Genomic DNA, 21,007 nt, shown 5'->3' with positions numbered 1-21,007 from the left:
CCGGCACCGGATCATGCCGGACCGGTCACCTGGCTACGAGGGGAACGTCAGTGGTGCCGTCCATGACGTGTGAGAACACCCTCGACGGCGGCGGCCATCACGCTCTCACCCATGGCGTTGGGGTGCACCGGCGCGGCCGGCCTCTCGGGGGGCGAAGGTCTCGATCCACCGCTCGCCGGTCGGCTTGCACAGGTCGTGGCCGACGGTCGGCGTGTACGTGTTCACGTACTCCGCCCCGCCGGGCCTGGCGGGCCAGCATCGCGTTGAGCTCCTTCTCCTTGTCACGGAGCCAGGCGAAGTCGCCCGCGGCCAGCGGCACCTTGCTGCTGGTGCACCCCACTCCGTCCTCGGAGAAGAGGTCGGGATAGCCGACCACCACGACACGGGCGTGCGGCGCGCGGCGGTGGATGCCGCGCAGCACCTGCGCGACCTTCGGTGCGGTCCGGGCCCGCGTCCGTGACCTGGTCCGCGCTGGTGCCCGCGTAGTGGGACTGGCACGGCGTCCGCGGGGTCGCCGGACGTGAGGTGGGCGCAAGTGCCCAGCACGGTCGAGAAACCGATGTCGTTGCCGCCAATGGTGACGGTGACCAGATCGGTGCCCCGGTCGAGGGCGTCGAGCTGCGCGGGCACGCCGTCGGCCTGCGGGGCCGTCATGCCGGCGGTGGTGGCACCCGAGCAGCTGACGTCCGTCAGCGTCGCGGACCGCGACCGCGCCACCAGCGAGGGGTAGTTCTGGTTGGAACGCAGACAGGTCGCGTCGACCTGGGTGGGCACGAGTGGTGCGGAGGCGTACGAGTCACCGAGAGCGACGTAGTCCACCTTGTGCCAACTCTCCGTGGCTGTGCTCGCCGTGGCTGTTCCGGCCGTGGCGAGGACACCTCCGGCGGAGAGCAGTGCGGCACCCACCATCAGTGCGCGTCCGGCGCGGGAGGCAGGAAAGGTTCTTCTCAAGATCTGCCCTTCCGTGATCGGTCGAGGGCCTCCGCCCTGGCGCGCGTTCGCGGCCCAAGGCGGAGCGCCCAACATTCACACGTATCCCAAAGCCGTCAGGTGCTATGGCTCCGGCAACGAATTGAGTCAGGTGACTGAGGCGACACATGTCGACCACGGCCGACACTGAGAGCGCAGTGCCTGCCGACGTATGCCGAACCGTAGAAAGCGAGATCACAGTCATGGACATGAAGCTCGAAGTCGTCATCCTGCCCGTCTCCGACGTGGACCGGGCCAAGGGCTTCTACGTGGAGCAGCTCGGCTGGCGCCTCGACGCCGACTTCCCGATCAACGACGGCTACCGGATCGTGCAGGTGACCCCGCCCGGCTCCGAGTGCTCGATCATCTTCGGCCGGGGCCTCACGCAACAGGAAGCGGGCACGCTCCACGGCCTCCAGCTGACCGTCACCGACATCGTCAAGGCCCAGGAGGAGCTGACCTCCCGCGGTGTGGAGGTCTCCGGCCCGTTCCGCGACGAGACCGGCGCCTTCCACCACGCCGGTGACTCCCACCGAATGCCCGGCCTGCACCCCGAGCGGGCCAGTTACGGCGCCTTCGCCGCCTTCGAGGACCTCGACGGCAATGAGTGGTTCCTCCAGGAGGTCACCGAGCGCGCCCCGGGCCGCTGAGACCGCCATCCCGCCATGGCCACGACACCCATCCGACCGACACTCATCCGACCGACACCCATCCGACCGGCTCCGTCACCGGAGGACACATGCCGACCGAGAACATACGCACGTACGACGTCATAGTGATCGGCGCAGGTCCGGTCGGCGAGAACGTCGCGGACCGCACCACCGCCGCGGGCCTGAGCACCGTCATCGTGGAGAGCGAACTGGCCGGCGGCGAGTGCTCGTACTGGGCCTGCGAACCCAGCAAGGCCCTGCTGCGCCCCGTCCTGCTCCGCGCCGACGCCGTGCGCGTCCCGGGTCTCGGCCCCGCCGTCAAGGGACCGCTGGACGTCGAGGCTGTCCTGGCGCACCGCAACCGCATGTCCGCCGACTGGAAGGACGACGGCCAGGTCGAGTGGATCAAGTCGGCCGGCATCGATCTGCTGCGCGGCCACGGACGTCTGGCGGGGGAGCGCGAGGTGTCCGTGGAGACCCCCGAGGGCGACACCGTCCGCCTGCGGGCCCGGCACGCCGTCGCCGTGTGCACCGGCAGCCGCACGGCCCTGCCCGCGCTGCCCGGGATCGAGAACCTGCGGCCCTGGACCAGCCGGGAGGCGGCCAGCGCCCAGCAGCCGCCGCAGCGCCTCGTGATCGTCGGCGCCGGTGTGGTGGGCGTTGAGATGGCCACCGCCTGGCAGGCCCTGGGCAGCCGGGTGACCCTGCTCGCCCGGGAGGACGGCCTGCTGCACCGGATGGAGCCCTTCGCGGGCGAACTGGTCACCGAACGCCTGCTGGAGGCCGGTGCGGACGTACGTTTCAACGTCTCCGTCGTCGGCGCGGAGCGGGTGGGCGACGGCGAGGGCGAGGTCCGTGTCGCCCTGTCGGACGGCGATGAGATCACCGCCGACGAGATCCTCTTCGCCACCGGCCGCGCCCCGCGCTCGGAGGACATCGAGCTCGACACCGTGGGACTGAAGCCGGGTGACTGGCTCGCCACCGACGACAGCCTCACCGTCACGGCCGTCCCCGGGAACTGGCTCTACGCCGTCGGCGACGTCAACCGCCGGGCCCTGTTCACCCACCAGGGCAAGTACCAGGCGCGCATCGCCGGTGCCGTGATCGCCGGCCGAGCCCGGGGCGAGGAACTCGACACCGGTCGCTGGGCTCCGCACAGCAGTACGGCCGACAGCGAGGCCATTCCCGGCGTCGTCTTCACCGACCCCGAGGTCGCCTTCGTGGGCCTGACGGTCCGTGAGGCCGAGCGCACCGGCCGGGCCGTCGAGGTCGTCGACTACGAGATCGGTCACCTCGCGGGAGCCGTCCAGTACCGCCCCGACTACCGGGGCCGGGCCCGGATCCTCATCGACCGGGACCATCAGGTCGTCGTCGGCGCCACCTTCGTCGGACCGGGCGTTGCCGAGCTGCTGTACTCGGCCACCGTCGCCATCACCGGGGAGGTGCCGGTCGAGCGTCTCTGGCACGCCGTACCCGCCTTCCCCACCATCAGCGAGGTGTGGCTGCGCCTGTTGGAGACGAGGAGGGACTCATGACCACCGCACGGGACCTCGCGCTGGTCGCCCTGGGCCTGCCGCCCGATCGGCCCGTGGCACAGGGAGACCTGTCCCTTGCGCTCGCGGGGGCCGAGGCGGTCGATCTCCTGGAGAGCGGAGCGCTGAGCCTGGACGGCGACCGCATGATGCCCGGCCCTCGGGTGGCGACGGGTGACCGTCTGCTGGACCAGGCGCACGCCTCGCTCACCCGCCAGGAGCCGTACGAGACGGTCGACGAGTGGCTGTGGCGCCGCGGTGGCGAGCTCGCCGCGGCCTATGTCGACGACCTGGAGCGGGCTGGGCTCGTCACCCACCCACGGGGCCACTTTCGGCTGCGGTCCGCGCGGACCGTCCTGGCCGCCTCGCACGCCCGCCGCAGTGCGGAGGAACGCAGGGCGTCCGGCGAGCCCGTCCTCGCCACTCTGCTGGCGGCCGCAGGGATCGGGGAGGACCCGGCCGAGGCCCGCGAGAGCCTTACCGGGGACGCGGTCACGACGGTGCTGGCCGCCGTCGGTGACGCGGTGACGCAGCTGGAGGCCGTACGACTGCGGTGGGACGTCGAGAACGCCGCGTTCGACAACGTTTGGCGGGGATAGGGCCGCTGAGCGGGCGCGCCGACGGGCGTGGTCACACCCGTGAGTGGGGCTTTCACACCTGCCTCGTGGGAGAGAGCGGCGACGGCCGGACCGGGGCCCGACGAGGACATGGTGTCGATCGGACCGTCCTGGGGCGTCTTGAGACTCCGCTGCCTGGACGAGGCCGCTCAGGGCACCGGTCGGCTGATCGGCCGTCGGCTCCTACAGACGCTGTGGCAACCCCGTGTGAACCTTTTCCCCTTAGAAGTACGTGGAGCTATAGGGAACAGAGGAAGCCGGGATCTTTCCGCCCGTCGGACCGTCGTGAGGAGAAGGCGCGCTCGTGAGGATCGGTATCGTGCCCCCACCAGATCCGAGATGTCCGGCCCGACGCCGTCCCGACCTGGGCCAAGGCGTCGGAGGAGACCGGGTTCAGCTCGCTCGGGCGTATCTCGACGCGGTCTCCGGCGGGCGGCTCACTCTCGATCTCGGACTGGGCGGAAGAGCCGACGACTTCGTGGTGGACGACACCGGCCCGTCGGTGCCGGCCACGGCCTTCGGCCGCGCACGTGCGGCCTGGAAGGCTGCCGGACGCGAGGGCACGCGGGACCTCGTCGCTGTTGCGTACTTCGCCCTGGGCGACGAGGACCTCGGCGTCGACGAACTCATGCTCGCCCCGACTGTCGACGAGGCATGGCCGGCGGATGTGGCTCCGTAGGGAGGAACCCTTGGTACACGCCCTGAAGTGCCGCACCCGTCCCGCGTGGCGGGTTGTGTCGCCTGAGGTGCATTGCAGTGCCCGGTTGCGGCCCACCGCCCGCGGGACGCGCGTGGGCGTCAGTCGGAGCTGTCCGCCTCGCCCGCTACACCAGGGTGTACATGACGGAACGCTGCTGCTTGTGACGCCTGATACGTCCCTTGGCGACCAGGGATTCGAGGGTGTTTCGTACCACCTGCGGTGTGGGGTTGCGGTCCGGGTGCTTCTCGAGGAGTTCGTCCCGCAGCTCCTTCGCCAGACGCGGCTCCTCGTACTGGCCGAGCAGGTCCGCAAGCAGGTCACCGAGCAGAGGCTGGTGCGACTTCCCCTTCGCGCGGGCCTGTGCAGTCTTGGCGGCCGGAGTGGTCTTGGCCGACGTGGAGCGTCGTGAAGCGGTTTCGGCAGGGGCCTGCTTCGCCTTTTCGCCGACGGGCTTTTCCTGCAACTGCTCGGGCAGACGGGACGCGTCCGTGAAACCCTCGTACTGCTCGGCGAGGTTGATGATGTCCGCCAGGAGGGCTTCCTCCTGCTTCAACATCTTGATTTTCTCCATCAGCTCCTGCTGTCGCCGACGGTTCTCCTCCAGGTCCGACGCGGCTTGTGCTACGTACCGCGATCGGAGCGTGGCGGCTGATTGGCTGGTCACACCGTTCACTCCCTCGATATGGATGACGTTGCGCATGGTACCCACGCCGAGGGTCCCGTGCAGATAAGTGTCGACGCCAGATGGTTCGTCCAGCATGTCCACTCTTCACGATAGGCGCTGATGTGCCTGCGCATAGAGGAAGTGTGGACCTTCTTCGACCTCCCGAGGGTTCGACGACGTCACTCGCACGAGGCTCCCTCCGCCAATACTGCCCGGTAAGTATGTCGTCGAGCCGTCTCCCTGACGACCCTTGGTGGGTCGTTGTACGTGTGGGACCGTGTTGCCCCATCGGGGGGACGAGTGCGAGTGTCGGACCGCGCCTCGGATTCGGGGCCGTCACCTGGCGGCGCACTCGCGGGCCGTCAGGGCTGCCTCTTTGGCCAACCCGCGATGCACGGGTCCGTGACCAGGCAGGATGAGACCCGCGTCCAGGCCCTCGATCACGGCCAGGGAGTCGAGAGCCCGGGCACGGTCGGTGTGGAACATGTCGGGCAGCAGCTGCGGTCCGTTGATCCGCGACGTGGGGTGCGCGGTCGCCAGGGCGTCGCCGGTGATCAGGATGCCGCTGCCGGGCAGGTGGTAGGCGCAGTGGCCCTTGGTGTGCCCCGGTGTGTGCACGGGCACCGGCGCACCGGGCAGGTCCAGTGCTCCCGGCGCGGGGAACGCCTGCGGCTCGCAGACCGGAACATGCGTGATTCCGCCGGCTCGGAGGGCGTGTACGGCCCACGGGAGCACACCGGGCCGCCATGCCTGCGCGAGCACCTGGCCGACGGACACCTGGTCGAGGAAGTCGCGGCGGGCGTGCGGTACCTCCTCCTGGTGCATGAGGACCGGCACGTCGTACGTGGCGCGCAGGTGCTCGGCCGCGCCGATGTGGTCGTTGTGCGCGTGTGTGACCAGGACGGCGGCCACGGAGCGGGCGTTCAGCCCGACCGCCTCCAGTGAGGCCAGCACGGCGTCGCGGTCGCCCGGGTAGCCGGTGTCGACGAGGGTGCAGCTGTCGCCGTCCTTGACGATGACCCAGTTGGTGTTGCTGCCGGACACCGAATAGACGTTGCTCTCGACGCGGACGATGTCGTCCTCACGCAGAAGCTTCGGCATGGTCCTTCTGATCCTCTCGTTGCGGCCGGAACCTGAGGGGCCCTGTCGCTGGGTGAGGGGCCCTTCCTTCGCGCCGCGCGCCGTCGGCGCGTGACGCGGGAAGCGGCTACCTGAGCGCGGAGGGTGACCGGACGGGCGCCGTCGTCACACCCCGCAGTGCAGGTCCGGTCGTGTCACTTGGTGTCGCGCTGGAGATCGGCCGGAGTGGCTCCGGGCGGGCCGAGGATGACGTCCCCGAACTCCTCGGTGACGGCCTGGAACAGCCCCATGTCCCACTCGGTCTCGGTGGTGGCCAGGTGCGCGGGGGTACCAGTGCGACTGATGAGCTCCGCGAACCTGGCGGGAGAGGTGATGGCGAGGGTGCGCGCACCGTCGTCCCCCGCCTTGATGGTGTGGGGCGTGTTCATCTTGATGGCGTAGAAGTCCCCGGACCGCAGGGTGAAGGCGTCCGAGCCCGCCCAGACCGTCAGCGAGCCGGAGACGACCCAGATGCGCTCCTCGTAGCCGGTGTGCAGATGCAGCGGCGTCCCGGCGCCCGGGGGCAGGATGACATCGGACACGTCGTGTCGGCCCTCGGTCTCCTCCCCGGAGGCGAGGACCGACAGGCGCAGATGCTGGCCTACGGCCCCACAGCGGCCCCTGCGGCCGTGACCTCGTCGGCTCGCCTCCGGGCACGGGTTGCGCGGGCAACGCCGGCAGGAGGTTCGCGGCCGTCATCACGGCGGCCGCCCTGGCCGCGACCTCGGCCCGGGCCGTCGTCAGAGCCTCCAGGACACTGTCGCCCAGCTGTGGGGCGGCCATCCCGCGGAACCGATTGTCGACGAAGCGGATCCACGCCGCGTGGCCGTTGGCACCCACGGTGACCTCCACGACGCCGTCCCTGGAACGCGCCGTCACCGACAGCGCCCTCATCTGTTCCCGGGCCCTGGACAGAGTTCCGTACCGCTCGGCGAAGTCGGCAAGGACCTGCTCCAGACGGCTTCCCGGTGACGTCTCCATCGTCCTCCTCTGCCGGTGAAGCCACCCGCAGGCGGCACGCACATCCTCGCCGCATGTCCCCGAAAGGGGAAGAGGACGGGTGTGTCGGAGGGCGACCCGGCCCAGGGCCTTCCGACACATGAAGGACACGAGAGGACCGCACATTTGGTTCACATGTGCGCCGGTTATGCTCCGTGCCGAGCGCACACCCCATTTGGAGGACTCTTGTTCAGCATCACCGTACGTGACCACATGATGGTCGCCCACAGCTTCCGCGGCGAGGTCTTCGGCCCGGCCCAGCGGCTGCACGGGGCGACATTCGTCGTGGACGCGACGTTCCGGCGCCAGGAGCTGGACGACGACAACATCGTCGTCGACATCGGTCTGGCCACCACGGAACTCGGCAAGGTGATCGACGAGTTCAACTACCGCAACCTCGACGACGAGGAGCAGTTCCACCAGGTCAACACCTCGACGGAGTACCTGGCCAAGGTGATCGCCGACCGCCTGGTCGAGGCGATCCACGCGGGGACGCTGGGGGAGGGCGCCCGGGGGATCCGTGAGGTGGTTGTGACTCTGCACGAGTCGCACATCGCGTGGGCCAGTTACGAGCGCAGTGTGTGACACACGCACGGGAGCCTGTGCCGGCACAGGGCGGCACAGGCTCCCCACCGCTCAGCCGCGCACCGTGACCGGGGGAGTGTTGTACCCCTCGACCCGCAGCTTCGGTCGGCCGGCGGGCAGGGCGGACGCGGGCCACGACAACGTCACCGTGCGTGCCTCACCGGGCAGCAGCCACAGGTAGTTGTCGTCGTAGAGCGTCGGCAGGACGCGGGCGTCATCCTCGTCCAGCAGGGAGAGCCGGACCATCGCGGCGACCATGGACCCGCGGTTGCGGACCGTGGCGGTCGCCGTACGCCGGTCTCCGTCGCGCGACACCCGCGTGAGGGAGGCCGACAGCCTGGCCTGCTGGACCTGGTTGAGGGCACGCAGCGCCTCGGGTGTGCGGCAGCGCCAGTAGGTGTTGTGCGACAGCACCTGGCCGCGGTCGTCCGTCAGGGTCAGCCGCAGCAGGTGCAGGTCCGGCAGGTCGTCCGTGGGAGCCGCGGTGAACGCCGTCGTCGAGGCCGCGGGGTCCACGTCCACGCGCGCCCGCCGGGTGCTTGCGATCCGGCGCCCTGACAGGTCGTACGTCTCCGCGGTGACCGTCGCGTGCTTGAGCGTCCTGCGGGTGTGGTTGACTGCGATGACCTGCCACTTCACCGGGTCGGCCTGGACGTGCAGGGGCTCGCAGGCGCTTCGGCAGCCGAAGTAGGCGCCGTTGACGTCGAAGTCGTAGTCGTAGGTCTGCCAGACAGTGCTGTGCCAGGCCGGGTGGGACATCCACAGCATCAACCCGCTGGCGTTGTCCCACAGGTGGGCGTTCCAGGCCTCGAACATGGCACGGAAGTTCTCATAGTTGACGAACTGCGCCTTGCGTGTGAAGTCGTCCAGGTCGCGGGCGGTGCCGAGGCGGGTCTCGATGGCCGTCTTGTAGTTCTGCGGGGCCTGGTTGCCGCGCTCGCTCCAGTCGTGGTGGTACCAGGCGCCGCCGACCGGCCACTCGGGTCCGTCCTCGCCGACCATGGCGCGGGTGCTGGCGGCGGTGGAGACGACGGGCATGCCGATCTCGGTGTGGAAGCCGAAGTCCTTGCTGCCGTACGTCGACGGGTCGAAGTACCGTTCCGGTTCGACCCAGCCGTAGGGGCCGCCGCCGGTGACGATGCCGCCGGCGGAGTTGTTCTGGTAGAGGATGCCTGGCGCCTGGCTCTCGACCGCCTTGCGCATGCCCTCGTCGACCGCGGCGGGCGGGTTGCCCTCGTTGGCGCCGCACCAGACCGCCACGCTCGGGTGGATGCGGTAGCGCAGCACGGTGTCGCGGGCCACGGAGAGGAAGGCCTCGTGGTCCGGCGGGTCCATGCTCCAGGCGTTGGGGAAGTCGTTCCACACCAGGATGCCGTGCGCGTCGCAGGCGGCGTAGAATTCCTCGCGGTTGCTGCTGCCGACCCAGTTGCGGATCATCGTGAAGTTCATGTCCCGGTGCATCCGCACCGCCGCGTCCATCCGCTCGGCGGGCATCCGGCGCAGTAGTTCGTCCCAGCCCCAGTTGCCGCCCCGCACCAGCACCCGTACGCCGTTGACGCTGATCTTCAGCGGGTCGGGGGTGTTGGTGACGGTCGTGACGTCGGCCCAGGTGTCGCCGTCGTCGGAGATCTGGATGGTGTACGTCTTCGGGTACGCCTGCTCCCACAGGACGGCGACCCGGTCGAAGCGCCGGGCGGCGCCGAGGTCGACCTGGAGCCACTGGTGGTCCTCGTAGGCGGAGGACCAGCGGGTGCCGGGGTCGCCGTCGGTGGCGTGGGCGGCCGGGTGGCCGTCCTCCTCGCTGGAGGCGGTTGCCTTCTGGTGCAGTGCGAGGTCGGTGCCCGGCTCGGCGCTGTCGATGACGGTGAGGGACCACAGGGAGTTGCCCCAGCTGGTGTTGCGGAGGCCGCAGGCCAGACGGACGTAACGAGCCGTGCGGGCCTCGAAGTCGGTCACCCGCAGGCTGGCGTCGCCGCTGTTGAAGGGCAGCGGGACGGCCGTGTTGTCCACGGACGCGGCGTCCGTCCACTGCTCGCCGTCCGCGGAGACCTGCACGACGAAGGTCCGCGCGTAGGCCTGCTCCCAGACCAGGTCGACCCGGTCGAAGGACTGCACCGAGCCGAGGTCGACACGGATCCACTGGTCGTCGGCGAAGGCGGAGGACCAGCGGGTATTCGAGTCGCCGTCGGTGACGTTGGCGGCCCCGTGGCCGTCCTCGTCGGTGCTGGAGGCCTCGGCCGCGGCGTGCAGGGCGAGGTCGGTGCCGGGACGGGCGCTGTCGAACACCGACAGTGCCCACAGTGAACTGCCCCAGCTGGTGGCCCGGGTGAGACAGCGGACGCGGAGGTGGCGGGCGCGCCGGTCACCGAGCGGGACGGTCTGCGTGTAGGCGTCGGAGGAAGGTGTGAACTTCAGCGGGGTGTCGTACTCGTAGCCGAACTGCCGTATGCCGAAACGGGTGGTGCGCCGGTCGCTCTCGGCGCCGCCGGTCCGGGCGACCAGGGTGAGGTCGTGCAGGGTGGGCTCGCCCAGGCCGTTGGGCCACCACAGCTCGGGGTTCTTCACCCGCAGGGCGCTGAACGCGTCAGGGGTGAAGATGACATCGATGTCGCCGCCGGCCGGGACGGTGACCGTGCGCGAGGCGCGGACGTCGCCGAACGAGGCGGAGACGGTGGCCTCGTGGTCGGTGGAGTCGGCGTTGCGCACCGGGACGGTCAGGGTGAGCTCGGCGACCGACAGGTCCGGCAGCGCGGGCAGAACCGTGTCGACCCGCGGGTCGCCGATCACGATGTGGCCGGTCGATCTCAGCCGTACGTGGTTCCAGATGCCGGCTGCGCGGTCGCGGACGGCCGGCATCCAGTCCCATCCCGAAGAGGCGAGGTAAGTCGGCGAGTTGAGGTTCATCGTGTTGGCTCCGGCGTCCACCCAGGCCTCGCCCGCCGGTCCCTTGTCGCCGGGGCTGCCGGGCACCGGCATGGGGGAGATCCTCACGGCGAGCGCGTTGCCGCCCTCAGCGGCCAGGAGTTCGGTGATGTCGTGGGCGGAGCGGGCGAAGGGGAACGTCACCTCGCCCACTCCGTGTCCGTTGAGCCAGATCTCGGCCTTGTGGTTGACGCCGTCGAACTCCAGCCAGAGGTGCCGCCCCTGGCCGGTGCGCAGGCCGCGGGGCAGGTCGAAGTCCCGCCTGTACCACCAGGAGTGGCGGGACAGAGCCTCGGGGACACGCAGGTTGTTCAGTCCCGCGACCGGGTCGGGCAGCTTGCCCTGGTCGACGAGGGAGCCCAGGACGGTGCCGGGCACGGTCGCGGGCAGCCAGCGGCTGGTGTCCACGCCGATCTGCGAGAGGGCCGCGCCGTCGCCGTCCGCCCAGTCGTCCAGAGTGAGCGTCCAGCCCGACTCCAGCGGCACCGTGCCGTCGACGGCGACCGTGAGCCGCGGGGCGTCGCCGTGGTGGGTGCCCCAGTCGGTCCAGCCGGTGGCCTTCGGGCGGTGGCCGGGAGCGGTGCCGTACACCTCGAAGCCGTTGAGGCCGAGGGGGTTGGGGCTGGACCGCCGGTGGGCGGTCATCCGTACCCAGCGGGCCGTGACGGGTTTCGACAGCGGGATGTCCACCACGCCGCCGGTGCCGGCCGTGGTGCGGTACATGCTGGTCCAGGAGTCGTGGTCGCGGGACGTCTCGACGACGAACTCCGTGGCGTAGCTGGAGAGGATCTCCTTGCCGGTGGTGCCCTGGCGCGGGTTGCCGCTGGTCGGCGGGGTGAACACCGGGTCGCTCGCGTCGGCCTCGAAGGCCAGCCGGATCCGGTCGACGCGGCAGTCCGCCTCCAGGTCGACCTCGATCCACTGCGGGTCGCCCGCCTCGGCGCGCCATCCGGTGCCGCGCACGCCCGGCGCGGGGAGCGCGTCCACCACGAAGTCGGCGGGGGTGGGCGCGTAGGCCTGTGAGGAGACCCGGACCGGGCGGTAGGCGGCGATCTCACCCGGTGCGGAGGATGAGCCGGTGCCGGTGCCGGTCGCGCCCGCGGTCCGGGCGGCGGCGTCGGCGGCCGGAACGAAGACCGTGCCGAGGCCGAACCCGGCCAGTAGCGTCGAGCCGGTCGCGACGACGGTGCGCCGGGAGGGGTGTCGTGAGGGACACGACTGATCGGCCATGTGTAGTCGTCCAATCACAGAAGGTGAGTGAGGGCGGCGCATGTTGCCGGTACGGGGCGGCCCCCGCGATCTGACAACGTTGCCATAGGCTGTTGTGGCGGACACTTCCCTGTCAAGGCCCTTGACGATGACGAAACCCTCTGCCCTGCCGGACGAAGAGACATGTGAACGGTGATGACATCCTTTGACGACGGCGCCATGCCGATGGCCCTGCCCGTGCGGCCCACCGATACCGCCTTCGCCGAGCTGCTGCTCTCCAGTCATCTCCGGCTGGTGGGCGAGCTGTTGTGTCCGGCGGTGTGGGAGACCGGGCGGGATGCCGCGCGGTGGCTGTACGAGCAGGCCCCGTTCGGGCTGCTGGCGCACGACACGTCCGCCGACCCGCGCTTCGTCTACGCCAACAGTACGGCGCAGAACTGCTTCGGCTACTCCTGGGACGAGTTCGTCGGCCTGCCGTCCCGGCTGTCGGCGCGCCCGGACGGCCAGGAGGACCGGGAGGCCTTCGTGCGCGCCGTGACGGCCCACCACTACACCACCGGCTACCGGGGGATACGCGTCGGCAAGAGCGGCCGGGCCTTCTGGATCGAGGACGTGACCATGTGGGACCTGATGGACACCCGCGGGCGGATCCACGGCCAGGCCGCGGTGTTCCGTTCCTGGTCGCCCACCGACATGTGAGGGGGCCTCGGGGCCCCACCGTGCGAGGAGCCCGCCACGGTGTGTCGCCGTGGCGGGCTCGTCATGTGCTGCGCAGGGGCCGGGGACCTACTGGAAGTCGCAGCCCGGGTTGGGGGCGTCCTCCGACAGCGGGGCGCCGTGCGGCAGGACGTACAGGACGTCGAGGACGACGTCGGTCGTGCCGAGGTTGCGGCCGATGTGCACGTGGTCCGCGCCGGACGGCTCGGTGAGGCCGCTGCCTGCCTTGTAGACGCCGTCGGACTCGCAGTCCGAGTCGAAGTGGCTGAGCGTGCCCTGCTGGACGAAGCCGTAGAGGGTTCCGTCGTGGTAGTGCCAGCCTGTGCTCTGGCCCGGGGGAATGGTGACCTGGCGGAGGATGTAGTCCTTCCCGCCGAACGTGGTCTGGGAGATGATCTTGCCCGTCACACCCGGACCGGCCGGGGTGGCGAACGCGGTGCCCGCGCCGAGGGACAGACCGGCGGCGGCAGCCATGGTCACTCCCAGTCGCAGCAGGTTCTTACGCAATGTGTCATACCTTTCACTGTCTCGCTGGAACATGCGACAGTGTCACATGCGTAGTTTCGGGCCATGGAGCCCGCGCACCCTCTGTCGGGGTCAAGGCGGCTCGGCACACGTGACATGCAACTCACATGCTGCATCCGTTTGGAGTGCGCCAAAGCGGGGAATCGGTGCCCCGGGTGGAAAATACCTGGTGAGAAGGGGTTCTCCGGCGCCGGACGAGCGCCTCGCGGGCATATGTTTCGCCGGTCGAGGGCCGCGGCACTACGGCGACACAAATGCGGCATGTTTCTGGCACTTGCCGCTGCCTAAAGTGCGCACGCGGGGGTTACATCAGGCCCCCGGTCGCCGCACGACAGAGAACCAGGATGGTTCAGAACACTATGGCTACGCCCCTCACGACTATGTCCCGGTCCGATCTGCTCGGCACCATCATGAGGGAACACCGGGACGGGCTTGTCTCGTACGCCGAGAAGATGCTGGGTGACCACGGACTTGCCGAGGACATCGTCCAGGAGACCATCATCCGGGCCTGGCGGAACATCGACAGACTGCTGGGGATGGAGGGGTCGGTCCGCGGCTGGCTGTTCACCGTGACCCGGCACTTGGTCATCGACTGGGTGCGCAAACCCCATGCCCGAAGGGAGGTCGTCGGAGTCACCTATAACGACCCCGTGTCGGGTACCGACGGCACCGAGGCGGTACACGACACCCTGGTGGCCAGGCCCTTACTGCGTCGGCTGTCTCCCGATCACCGTGCCGTGCTGGTCCACATATACCTGTGCGACCGCAGCATTCAGGAAACCGCCGGCATCCTCGGCATCCCGGCCGGCACCGTCAAGAGCCGTCACCACAACGCCCTGCGCAAGCTTCGGAGCGTCGTAGGGTCAGAGGCAGGGGCCGCTTAGAAACCGGTCGAGTGCAGACACATCTCCAGCGCTGAGGTCAGTTGGCGTCGGAACGTCTCGCCGCGGGGGTCGTGGCCGATGGTGCGGACGAGCTCCGGCAGCAGGTACTGCTCGGCGACGATCCACTCGGCGGCGTCCGCGCGTTCGCCGAACTCCTGGGGCCGGACCCCCGGTCTCGGCGGCGGCAGGATCACGGTGCCGCAGTGGGGCGCGAGCAACGCCGTGGCGGCGTTGGCGCTGTACAGATAGTGCTCGAACATCCTGGCCAGCGCCTCGGACCGCACGGTCGGGGAATCCAGGAGCGAGCTGAGCTCTCTCGCGTAGGCGCGCAGCAGTTCGTGACAGGTGTACCGGCCGGCGGTCAGTTCGACGAGCAGGTGGTGGTCCATCAGCTCGGCCACGTCCTGCCGGGTGCTGCGCGGGTCGGTGCCGACCAGGCTGGCGGCGGCCGGCAGGGTGATGTCACGTGTGGGATGCAGGCCGAGCAGCCGGAACAGCCGCGCGGCACTGCTGCTGAGCGCTTCGTAAGAGCGGTGGAACGAACTGCGGATGTTGGTGCGGGCGTCGCGGCTGGACAGAGCGTCGAGACAGTCGTCGGCGTCCTGGAGCCTGGCCGCGAGCGAAGCCAGTGGGAACTGCGGCTGCACGAGTGCCCGGGTGCCGGCGACGGCCAGCGCCAGCGGCAGCCCGCCGCACAGCTCCACGATCTCCTCCGCGGCCTCGTGCTCGGCTCTGATCCGGTCGGTGCCCAGGCGCCGGTCGAGCAGTTCGAGACCCTCCTCGCGGGTCATGGGATCCAGCGTGGTGATCCGGGCGTTGTCCGTGACGGCCAGGCCCTCCAGCCGCCGTCGGCTCGTGACGATCGCGAGGCAGCCCGGCGTGGCGGGGAGCAGGGGACGTACCTGCTCGCTGTCCTCGGCGTCGTCCAGGACGAGGAGCAGCCGGCGCCCGCCCAAGGCACTGCGGTAGGCGGCGGCGAGTGCGGCGGCGCTCGAATGCGAACGGTCGTGCTCCACGCCCAGCGCGCCGAGCACCTCGGCGATGGCCTCGGCCGGGTCGAGCGGGGGGCGGGAGGGGTGGTGGCCCTGGAGGTCGACGTAGATCTGCCTGTCGGGGAAGTGGTCGGCGACCATGTGGCCCCAGTGCACGGCCAGTGTCGTCTTGCCCACTCCCGCCATGCCGCAGATGGCCGCGGTCATCGTGGGAGGCCGGCGCTCGCCCTTCAGCGGCAGCAGCTCCAGGCACTGGCTCAGGATCTGCCGACGCCCGGCGAAGGAGGCGCAATCCGCGGGCAGTTGGGCCGGCCTTCCGGCTTCCACGGGACGGGGCGGGGGAGCGTCCGGGGCCCGGGAGAGTCTGCGCTGGAGCAGGTGCTGCTGGGCGGCGCGCAGTTCGGGACCGGGCTCGACGCCCAGTTCTTCGGCCAGCGCGCCCCGGATGGTCTCGAACTGCTGCAGGGCCTCTGCCTGTCGGCCGGTGGCGGCCAGGGCGGCGATCACCCGGGAGTGGAGCGCCTCGTCGAAAGGGTGGCTCTCCACGGTGCGCCGCAGCATCGTCAGCACCTCCTCCGTCAGTGCTGGTGCCGCGGTCAGGACGGCGTCGGCGGCCTCCTTCACCGTCGCGACGAACTCGTGGCCGACCGAGGTGAACACCGGATGCCGGGCCACCGAGGTGCCGGCGGCGACGACGGGACCGCGCCACAGCCGGAGGGCTTCGACGAAGTCCTCCGCGGCCTGGGCGGGAGCGTCGCCCCTGACCGCGAGCTGCGCCTGGGCGCGCAGGTCGCGGAAGCGCAGCAGATCCGAGGTCGAGGTGTCGACCAGCAGGCGGTAGCCGTCGGAGGCGCGGACGAGGTGTTCGGCGTGGGTACGGCTGCGCAGTTCGGGTTCGAGTGTCCTGCGCAGTGCGCCGATGTGCCGGTGCACCACGTTGACGGCGCTGACCGGCGGTTCCTCGTCCCACAGGATGTCGACCGCCTCGCTCAGGGTGAGCGGGCCGGGGGCACGGAGCAGCAGCAGGGCGAGCAGGGCCAGTCGCTTCGGGGGGTCCAGGTCGATCTCGGTGTCCTCGCGCATCGCCCGCACGGTACCGAGGATTGAGTAGCGCACTGTCGCGTCCATCTCGCGGCTGGCCTCGCCATTTCTCATGAGGTGCTGTTGGTCGCCTGTCGTCACCGCGCCGCCGGGGGACCCAAGCCGTCTCCGCCCGAGGGGCTTGCGGCCAAGACCGCGAAGTGTAGCCACGATTCGTGACACGTGTGCGCAGCGGAGAAGGGCTCGAGGTGTGTCATCGCGGCGGTGGTGTCCGGGTGGAACGTCTCTGCTGAGCAGTCGCGGCCGGGACGACTCCCCAGGGTGTCGAGTGCCGCACCGAGACCGGCAGTCGGCGGATCTGTCAGCCGACTTCGCACTCCTACCGCGTCCGCAAGCGCGTCGCACGACCGACATGTGCGCCTCCGAAGAAGAGAAGTAACCACCTTGACAGGTGACGATGGTTTCATGAGGTTTCGTCACCTGTCAAGGCGGTTGCTCGCGGGAGTGGCGTGGCGGGGTGCACCCCCGGTGAACCCCGCGGTGGCCTGTTCCGTTCGCTTTCATGACAGGCTCCTGCTGGCTGGGCGAGTGCTGTGGGAGCCTGCTCACCGGCGAACCGGTCCGAGCGGTGACGCCAGGCGGTGCACCCGTGTCCCGCGCGACGGCCGTACCGCGCTCGGCTTCGAGCCGTCAAGCCGGTGAGACGAAGAGCCCTTGTACGCCCTGGTCCCTGACGATCCCGTCTTCTTCGCGAAGTTCCAGAGCCTCGAAGAACCGCTTCTCCGCCACCTCTACCGACTGCACAGCGCGGGCCTGGAGTCCGACGACGAGCGGATCCTCTCGGATGCCTACGACGGCTGGGTGCAGGTGCTGCTGAAGCTGCCGTTGTGGTCCCGGTGGCACAGCGAAGAAGCATCCGCCGACCCCGCTCCGGCCGAGCGTTGCACCATGCACAGCGTGCGCGGCGACCAGCTGACGAGTCTGTACCCGATCGAGCTAACCGCGGTCGATCTCGGACACCTGGCGGCCTGCCTCGACCTGTTCGTCGAGGCCGACAAGGTCTGGCGTCCGGTGCCGGAGCAGGCGTGTGCCGAACCGCCGGATCGGGAGGAGAGCCTCACCGATGTCTTCCGACGCGTCATGGAAGTGCTGCTGCTGCCGCCTCCACCAGGCCTTCTGGGCGCCCTGCGGCCCGTCGTGCCCCAGGGATCCGTCGTCTCCGTGACCCTGCTGGCCGAGCAGGAGACGGAGTACCGACGCTTCTGCGAGGAGATCGTGACCATCCTCAGCTCGGGCGACACGTTCGCCTACTGTAGTCATCGAGCCATGTATCTCTGAGACACCTCGAAGGTGACGGCCGGATGCGCATGCTGTGGTGAACCTTCCGGTCTGTTGCTGCGTTCTCCGGATGGAAGGCTCTGCGGTCTGGACACGCGGGCGGCGGTGCCGTGGCGGGACATTCGGAGTCCAGCCACGCTCTCGTGGTCCGTTCCCGTCCCCGCACTGGCGGCCAGAGTCCCCCCTCGGCTGCCAGTGCGCACATGTCGTGAACCACTGCCGTCGGCCCGTCCGTTCCTGCAGTGAACGGCCCCTGGAGACGGATCCTCCAAGGACGGCCGCAGGTTCAGGTCCTCATCCCAAGGGCCTGGACCGGTACGGCCCGCTCCCTGTGACGGGAACGGGCCGTACACCATGTCGTCATGGGGGCGCGGGAAACAGGGAAGAAAGGTCCACGGATGTCCGCCACGCAGGCGCCAGTCACGGAAGGCGCCCCTCTCTTCAAGGAAATCCTCGCCGTCCATGCCGTCATGACCCGGGGCGCCGAGCTCGTCGTCAGGTCCTTCACCGGGCTGGCGGGCGGTGCGGCCGTCGACACGAAGGCCCTGGTGACGACCGTGCAGTGGTTTGTCGATTTCGTACGTCGGCACCGCCGCAGCGAGGACGAGCTCTGGCCGGTGCCGCGGGAGCGGTGCCCCGAAGCGGTCCGCAGTCTGGACCTGCTGGACGAGGAGGACGACTCGCTGGCCGAGGGGCTCGACGAGCTGGAGAGCGGCATCGCGCGGATCGCCGAGGAGCACCGGGTCGGCGGATCGGTGAGCTGGGGCACGCGATGAAGGAGGGGGCGCTCACCTCCCGCCGGAGCCGGGACGGGCTGGCCGAGCACTTCGCCGTCGTGGAACCGCTGCTCAGGGGGCTGCTCCGCAAGCCTCTGGACGAGGACGTCCTGGGGTTCTGCAAGGCGGCAGCCGACGGTGTCCGGCGGGGTGGGCCGCACCTGGTCTTCGGCCTCCTGGAGCACTCCGAGCCCGTCCCCGGCCGGGATCACGTGTACGCCGCATTCCCGCCGCCGGTGCGCTGGACTCGGGGAATGCTGGTGAACAGGTTCCGCGGGACCCTCAAGGACCTCGCCGCCGACTGAGCCCCGCGTTCGCCGGGATCGCCCGCCGCCCAGGTCAGGAGGTCAGTGTGCGGCCACGGCGGGCGCGGACTTCTTGCGTGCGCGGTACGCGGCGGCCTTGATCTTGTTGCCGCAGGATTCCATGCCGCACCACTGGCGCCGCATGCCCCGGGAACGGTCGATGTAGACCCGGGTGCACTCGGGGTTGCCGCACTCCTTCATCAGGGGGACGTCCGGGCCGCTGAGCAGCTCCACGGCCTGCCGGGCGACGGTCGCCAGCGCCTGCTCGGGCGTCGCCTCGGTGAGCCGCCCGGTCAGGGTGAGCTGGGGCGTCGCCGGAGTCCTGCGCGCGGCGGCGTTGACCGCGTCGAGCGCCTCCCGGTCGAACTTCTCGCCGAGTCGGCGGTTGGTGACGAGCCGGTAGATGGCCTCGCGTACGGTCGTGGCCTCCCGGACGTCGTCCTCCCCGCCGGGAGTGATCGTGTCCACCAGCCCGGACTCCAAGTACCAGGCATTCAGCCGCTCCGGCGTCACGAACATCTCGAACCGGATCGAGCGCCGGGCCCGGAGGGTGGCCGCGAAGTCGAGAGCCGGGTGCCCACATACGAAAACATGGTCAAGATTCACATCACCATCTTGACAGGTGACTTACGTCGGACGCAAGAAGCGTCACCGTTCCAGGCGGTTCTCCCTGGTGTCAGTGTGCTGAAGATCGTACGGCACCGGCTCGGTCAGCGCTGGTCAGGGCCGTGGGCGGGGGTGTGGGGCCGCCTCTTCCCGTCGCCCGCGTCCCGGTTCCAGGCGGAGTTCGCGGCCCTGCCAGCGCCGGCGCAGCCAGCGGTCGTGGCTGGCGACGACGATCGCGCCGGGCCCCGGCCCCAGGGCGGCCTCCAGCTCGTCGCACAGTCGCGGGGAGAGGTGGTTGGTGGGCTCGTCGAGCAGCAGCAGCTGGGGCGGGCGGGCCACCAGAAGGGCCAGTGCGAGCCGTCGGCGTTGCCCCACGGACAGCTGCCCGACCGGTTTGTCCAGGTCTGCCTCGTGCATCAGGCCGAGCGAGCCCAGCGGCACCTTCTCGGCCCGCTGCGCGCCCAGCGACAGCTCGTAGGTGTCGCGGACGGTGCGGTCGTACCGCTCGAACACGGTGTCCTGGGTGAGCAGCCCCACCGTCAGCCGGCGCCGCCGGTGCACCTCGCCCTCGGCCGGGAGACGTCCGGCGAGCACGGCGAGCAGCGTCGACTTGCCCGCCCCGTTGCCGCCGGTGACCAGCAGCCGGTCCGTCGCCGACACCTCCAGGCCGACCGGCGCGAGCCGGCCGGGCACCCGCACGTCGTGCAGGGACACCAGGGGCCGCGGGCCCTCCTCGCTGTGCGCGGCCAGCTCCCCGGCGGCGAACCGCAGCGGGCGCGGCGGCTCGGCGACCTGGGTGCGCTCGAGTTCCTCAAGCCGCCGGGTGGCGTTGCGGACCCGGCGGGAGATCTGGTTCTGCACCCGGCCGGCCCGGTGCCCGTAGCCCATCTTCTCGTTGTCGGTGCGACCCCGGTCCGGCGCGACCCGGTGCGCGGTCACCCCCGCCGCGTGCCTGAGCTCCGTCAGTTCCTCCTGCTCCTCGGCGTACCGCCGCTCCCAGCGCTCCCGCTCGGCGTGCTTCTCCGACAGGTAGGCGCTGTAGTTGCCGCCGTAGCGGACCGGGCCGTCCACCGCGGGGTCGAGGTCGATCAGGTCGGTGCAGACGGCGTCGAGGAAGGCCCGGTCGTGGCTGGCGACGACCACGGTTCCGGGCAGGCCGCGGATCTGCTCCTCCAGGAAGGCGGCGGCGCCGTCGTCGAGGTGGTTGGTCGGTTCGTCAAGCAGCAGCGCCGAGGGCCGCCGTACGAGCAGTGCGGCCAGGGCCAGTCGGCCGCGCTGGCCGCCGGAGAGCGAACCGAGCGTGCGGTCGTGCCCGAACGCGCCGAGGCCCAGGCCGTCCAGCACCAGGGCGGCGCGGCGGTCGGCGTCCCAGGACTCCCGGTCCTGGGCCTGCTCCAGCCGCCTGCCGTAGGTGTCGAGGAGCTCCTGGTGGCCGGGGTCGTCCTCCGGGACGCGGGCGAGTTCCTCGCCGAGCCGGTCCAGTTCCGCGAGGTCCTCGCGGGCCTCGCGCAGTGCCTCGTCCAGGACCGCGGCGATGGTCGAGTGGGCTTCGTACGGCATTTCCTGGTGGAGGAAGCCGAGGTCGCCGGGGCGGGTGACACTTCCCGCGTCGGGTTCGTCCACGCCGGCGAGCACGCGCAGCAGGGTGGACTTGCCGACGCCGTTCTCCCCGATCAGGCCGATGCGGTGGCCGGGGGAGGCGGTCAGACAGATGCCGTCGAGGACGCGACGGCCGCCCAGGTTGCGGACGAGGTCGTGGGCGAGCAGAGCGGGCTGGGGCATGGGGGTCCGTCCAACGTGATCGGTGGTCGGCCCGCCGGGCACGGGGCCTCGGACGCGGGCCACGTCACACGTCGG

The 21,007-nt window shown here is 70.3% G+C and carries 18 protein-coding genes and 2 pseudogenes; 10 read left to right on the top strand and 10 right to left on the bottom strand.

All coding sequences use genetic code 11. The features are described 5' to 3' along the window. Positions 1 to 47 precede the first annotated feature (47 nt). A pseudogene (locus tag ACKTSN_RS04635) lies at positions 48 to 909 on the bottom strand (SGNH/GDSL hydrolase family protein). Between the two features lie 263 nt (positions 910 to 1,172). On the opposite strand from ACKTSN_RS04635, the gene ACKTSN_RS04630 reads away from it, so the two are divergent. The 4 genes from ACKTSN_RS04630 (at position 1,173) to ACKTSN_RS04615 (ending at position 4,447) form a co-directional block, all read left to right on the top strand. Then, the gene (locus ACKTSN_RS04630; RefSeq protein ID WP_409467893.1) at positions 1,173 to 1,619 is read left to right on the top strand and encodes a VOC family protein; all 447 of its coding nucleotides are present in this window, start codon (positions 1,173 to 1,175) and stop codon (positions 1,617 to 1,619) included. A gap of 89 nt (positions 1,620 to 1,708) precedes the next feature. Then, positions 1,709 to 3,154, top strand: coding sequence for a dihydrolipoyl dehydrogenase family protein (locus ACKTSN_RS04625; protein WP_409467892.1), 1,446 nt, complete (start codon positions 1,709 to 1,711; stop codon positions 3,152 to 3,154). Further along, positions 3,151 to 3,750, top strand: coding sequence for a GPP34 family phosphoprotein (locus ACKTSN_RS04620; RefSeq protein ID WP_409467891.1), 600 nt, complete (start codon positions 3,151 to 3,153; stop codon positions 3,748 to 3,750). Before ACKTSN_RS04625 ends, ACKTSN_RS04620 begins: the two co-directional genes overlap by 4 nt. A gap of 322 nt (positions 3,751 to 4,072) precedes the next feature. After that, positions 4,073 to 4,447, top strand: coding sequence for a hypothetical protein (locus tag ACKTSN_RS04615; RefSeq protein ID WP_409467890.1), 375 nt, complete (start codon positions 4,073 to 4,075; stop codon positions 4,445 to 4,447). 145 nt (positions 4,448 to 4,592) lie between these two features. Here the strand turns inward: ACKTSN_RS04615 and ACKTSN_RS04610 are convergent, their stop codons facing one another. From ACKTSN_RS04610 to ACKTSN_RS04595, 4 genes and pseudogenes are all read right to left on the bottom strand, one after another. Next, positions 4,593 to 5,132, bottom strand: a complete 540-nt coding sequence (locus ACKTSN_RS04610; protein WP_409467889.1) for a hypothetical protein — start codon at positions 5,130 to 5,132, stop codon at positions 4,593 to 4,595. Between the two features lie 336 nt (positions 5,133 to 5,468). After that, positions 5,469 to 6,233 (bottom strand): MBL fold metallo-hydrolase, encoded by a 765-nt coding sequence (locus ACKTSN_RS04605; protein WP_409467888.1) that lies wholly within the window; start codon positions 6,231 to 6,233, stop codon positions 5,469 to 5,471. 173 nt (positions 6,234 to 6,406) lie between these two features. After that, entirely contained in the window at positions 6,407 to 6,793 is a 387-nt protein-coding gene (locus ACKTSN_RS04600) for a cupin domain-containing protein (protein WP_409467887.1), read from the bottom strand. A 160-nt stretch (positions 6,794 to 6,953) separates the two neighbouring features. After that, positions 6,954 to 7,232 (bottom strand): annotated as a pseudogene (locus tag ACKTSN_RS04595) (YbaB/EbfC family nucleoid-associated protein); the annotation flags it as partial. A 204-nt stretch (positions 7,233 to 7,436) separates the two neighbouring features. On the opposite strand from ACKTSN_RS04595, the gene ACKTSN_RS04590 reads away from it, so the two are divergent. After that, a complete protein-coding gene (locus ACKTSN_RS04590; RefSeq protein ID WP_409467886.1) occupies positions 7,437 to 7,835 on the top strand; it encodes a 6-pyruvoyl trahydropterin synthase family protein in 399 nt (132 codons plus the stop codon). 51 nt (positions 7,836 to 7,886) lie between these two features. Here ACKTSN_RS04590 and ACKTSN_RS04585 read toward each other — a convergent pair whose 3' ends face one another. Then, the gene (locus tag ACKTSN_RS04585; protein ID WP_409467885.1) at positions 7,887 to 11,987 is read right to left on the bottom strand and encodes a discoidin domain-containing protein; all 4,101 of its coding nucleotides are present in this window, start codon (positions 11,985 to 11,987) and stop codon (positions 7,887 to 7,889) included. 174 nt (positions 11,988 to 12,161) lie between these two features. Here ACKTSN_RS04585 and ACKTSN_RS04580 point away from each other — a divergent pair, with 174 nt between their 5' ends. Beyond that, positions 12,162 to 12,665, top strand: a complete 504-nt coding sequence (locus ACKTSN_RS04580) for an MEKHLA domain-containing protein (protein ID WP_409467884.1) — start codon at positions 12,162 to 12,164, stop codon at positions 12,663 to 12,665. A gap of 87 nt (positions 12,666 to 12,752) precedes the next feature. Here ACKTSN_RS04580 and ACKTSN_RS04575 read toward each other — a convergent pair whose 3' ends face one another. Beyond that, complete coding sequence (locus ACKTSN_RS04575) at positions 12,753 to 13,157, bottom strand: cupin domain-containing protein (protein ID WP_409467883.1); 405 nt, start codon at positions 13,155 to 13,157, stop codon at positions 12,753 to 12,755. Positions 13,158 to 13,588: 431 nt separating this feature from the next. On the opposite strand from ACKTSN_RS04575, the gene ACKTSN_RS04570 reads away from it, so the two are divergent. Then, entirely contained in the window at positions 13,589 to 14,092 is a 504-nt protein-coding gene (locus ACKTSN_RS04570; protein ID WP_409467882.1) for a sigma-70 family RNA polymerase sigma factor, read from the top strand. Here ACKTSN_RS04570 and ACKTSN_RS04565 read toward each other — a convergent pair. Beyond that, a complete protein-coding gene (locus tag ACKTSN_RS04565) occupies positions 14,089 to 16,167 on the bottom strand; it encodes an AfsR/SARP family transcriptional regulator (protein ID WP_409467881.1) in 2,079 nt (692 codons plus the stop codon). The two genes, ACKTSN_RS04570 and ACKTSN_RS04565, sit on opposite strands and share 4 nt — an antisense overlap. A gap of 672 nt (positions 16,168 to 16,839) precedes the next feature. On the opposite strand from ACKTSN_RS04565, the gene ACKTSN_RS04560 reads away from it, so the two are divergent. The 3 genes from ACKTSN_RS04560 (at position 16,840) to ACKTSN_RS04550 (ending at position 18,544) form a co-directional block, all read left to right on the top strand. After that, a complete protein-coding gene (locus ACKTSN_RS04560; protein ID WP_409467880.1) occupies positions 16,840 to 17,463 on the top strand; it encodes a hypothetical protein in 624 nt (207 codons plus the stop codon). A 398-nt stretch (positions 17,464 to 17,861) separates the two neighbouring features. Next, a complete protein-coding gene (locus ACKTSN_RS04555; protein ID WP_409467879.1) occupies positions 17,862 to 18,239 on the top strand; it encodes a hypothetical protein in 378 nt (125 codons plus the stop codon). Further along, a complete protein-coding gene (locus ACKTSN_RS04550; protein WP_409467878.1) occupies positions 18,236 to 18,544 on the top strand; it encodes a hypothetical protein in 309 nt (102 codons plus the stop codon). The genes ACKTSN_RS04555 and ACKTSN_RS04550 overlap by 4 nt, the downstream gene beginning before the upstream one ends. A gap of 42 nt (positions 18,545 to 18,586) precedes the next feature. On the opposite strand, the gene ACKTSN_RS04545 is transcribed toward ACKTSN_RS04550, so the two are convergent. Both ACKTSN_RS04545 and ACKTSN_RS04540 read right to left on the bottom strand, forming a co-directional pair. Continuing rightward, positions 18,587 to 19,150: a CGNR zinc finger domain-containing protein gene (locus tag ACKTSN_RS04545; RefSeq protein ID WP_409467877.1), complete on the bottom strand. Its 564-nt coding sequence runs from the start codon at positions 19,148 to 19,150 to the stop codon at positions 18,587 to 18,589. A gap of 114 nt (positions 19,151 to 19,264) precedes the next feature. Next, positions 19,265 to 20,932: an ABC-F family ATP-binding cassette domain-containing protein gene (locus ACKTSN_RS04540; protein ID WP_409467876.1), complete on the bottom strand. Its 1,668-nt coding sequence runs from the start codon at positions 20,930 to 20,932 to the stop codon at positions 19,265 to 19,267. Positions 20,933 to 21,007: the final 75 nt, after the last annotated feature.

Origin of the sequence: Streptomyces flavusporus (assembly GCF_046267975.1) — a bacterium.
Taxonomy (GTDB): domain Bacteria; phylum Actinomycetota; class Actinomycetes; order Streptomycetales; family Streptomycetaceae; genus Streptomyces; species Streptomyces flavusporus.
The sequence above is the reverse complement of the archived record's forward strand: the minus strand, read 5'-3'. Positions and strand labels throughout refer to the sequence as shown.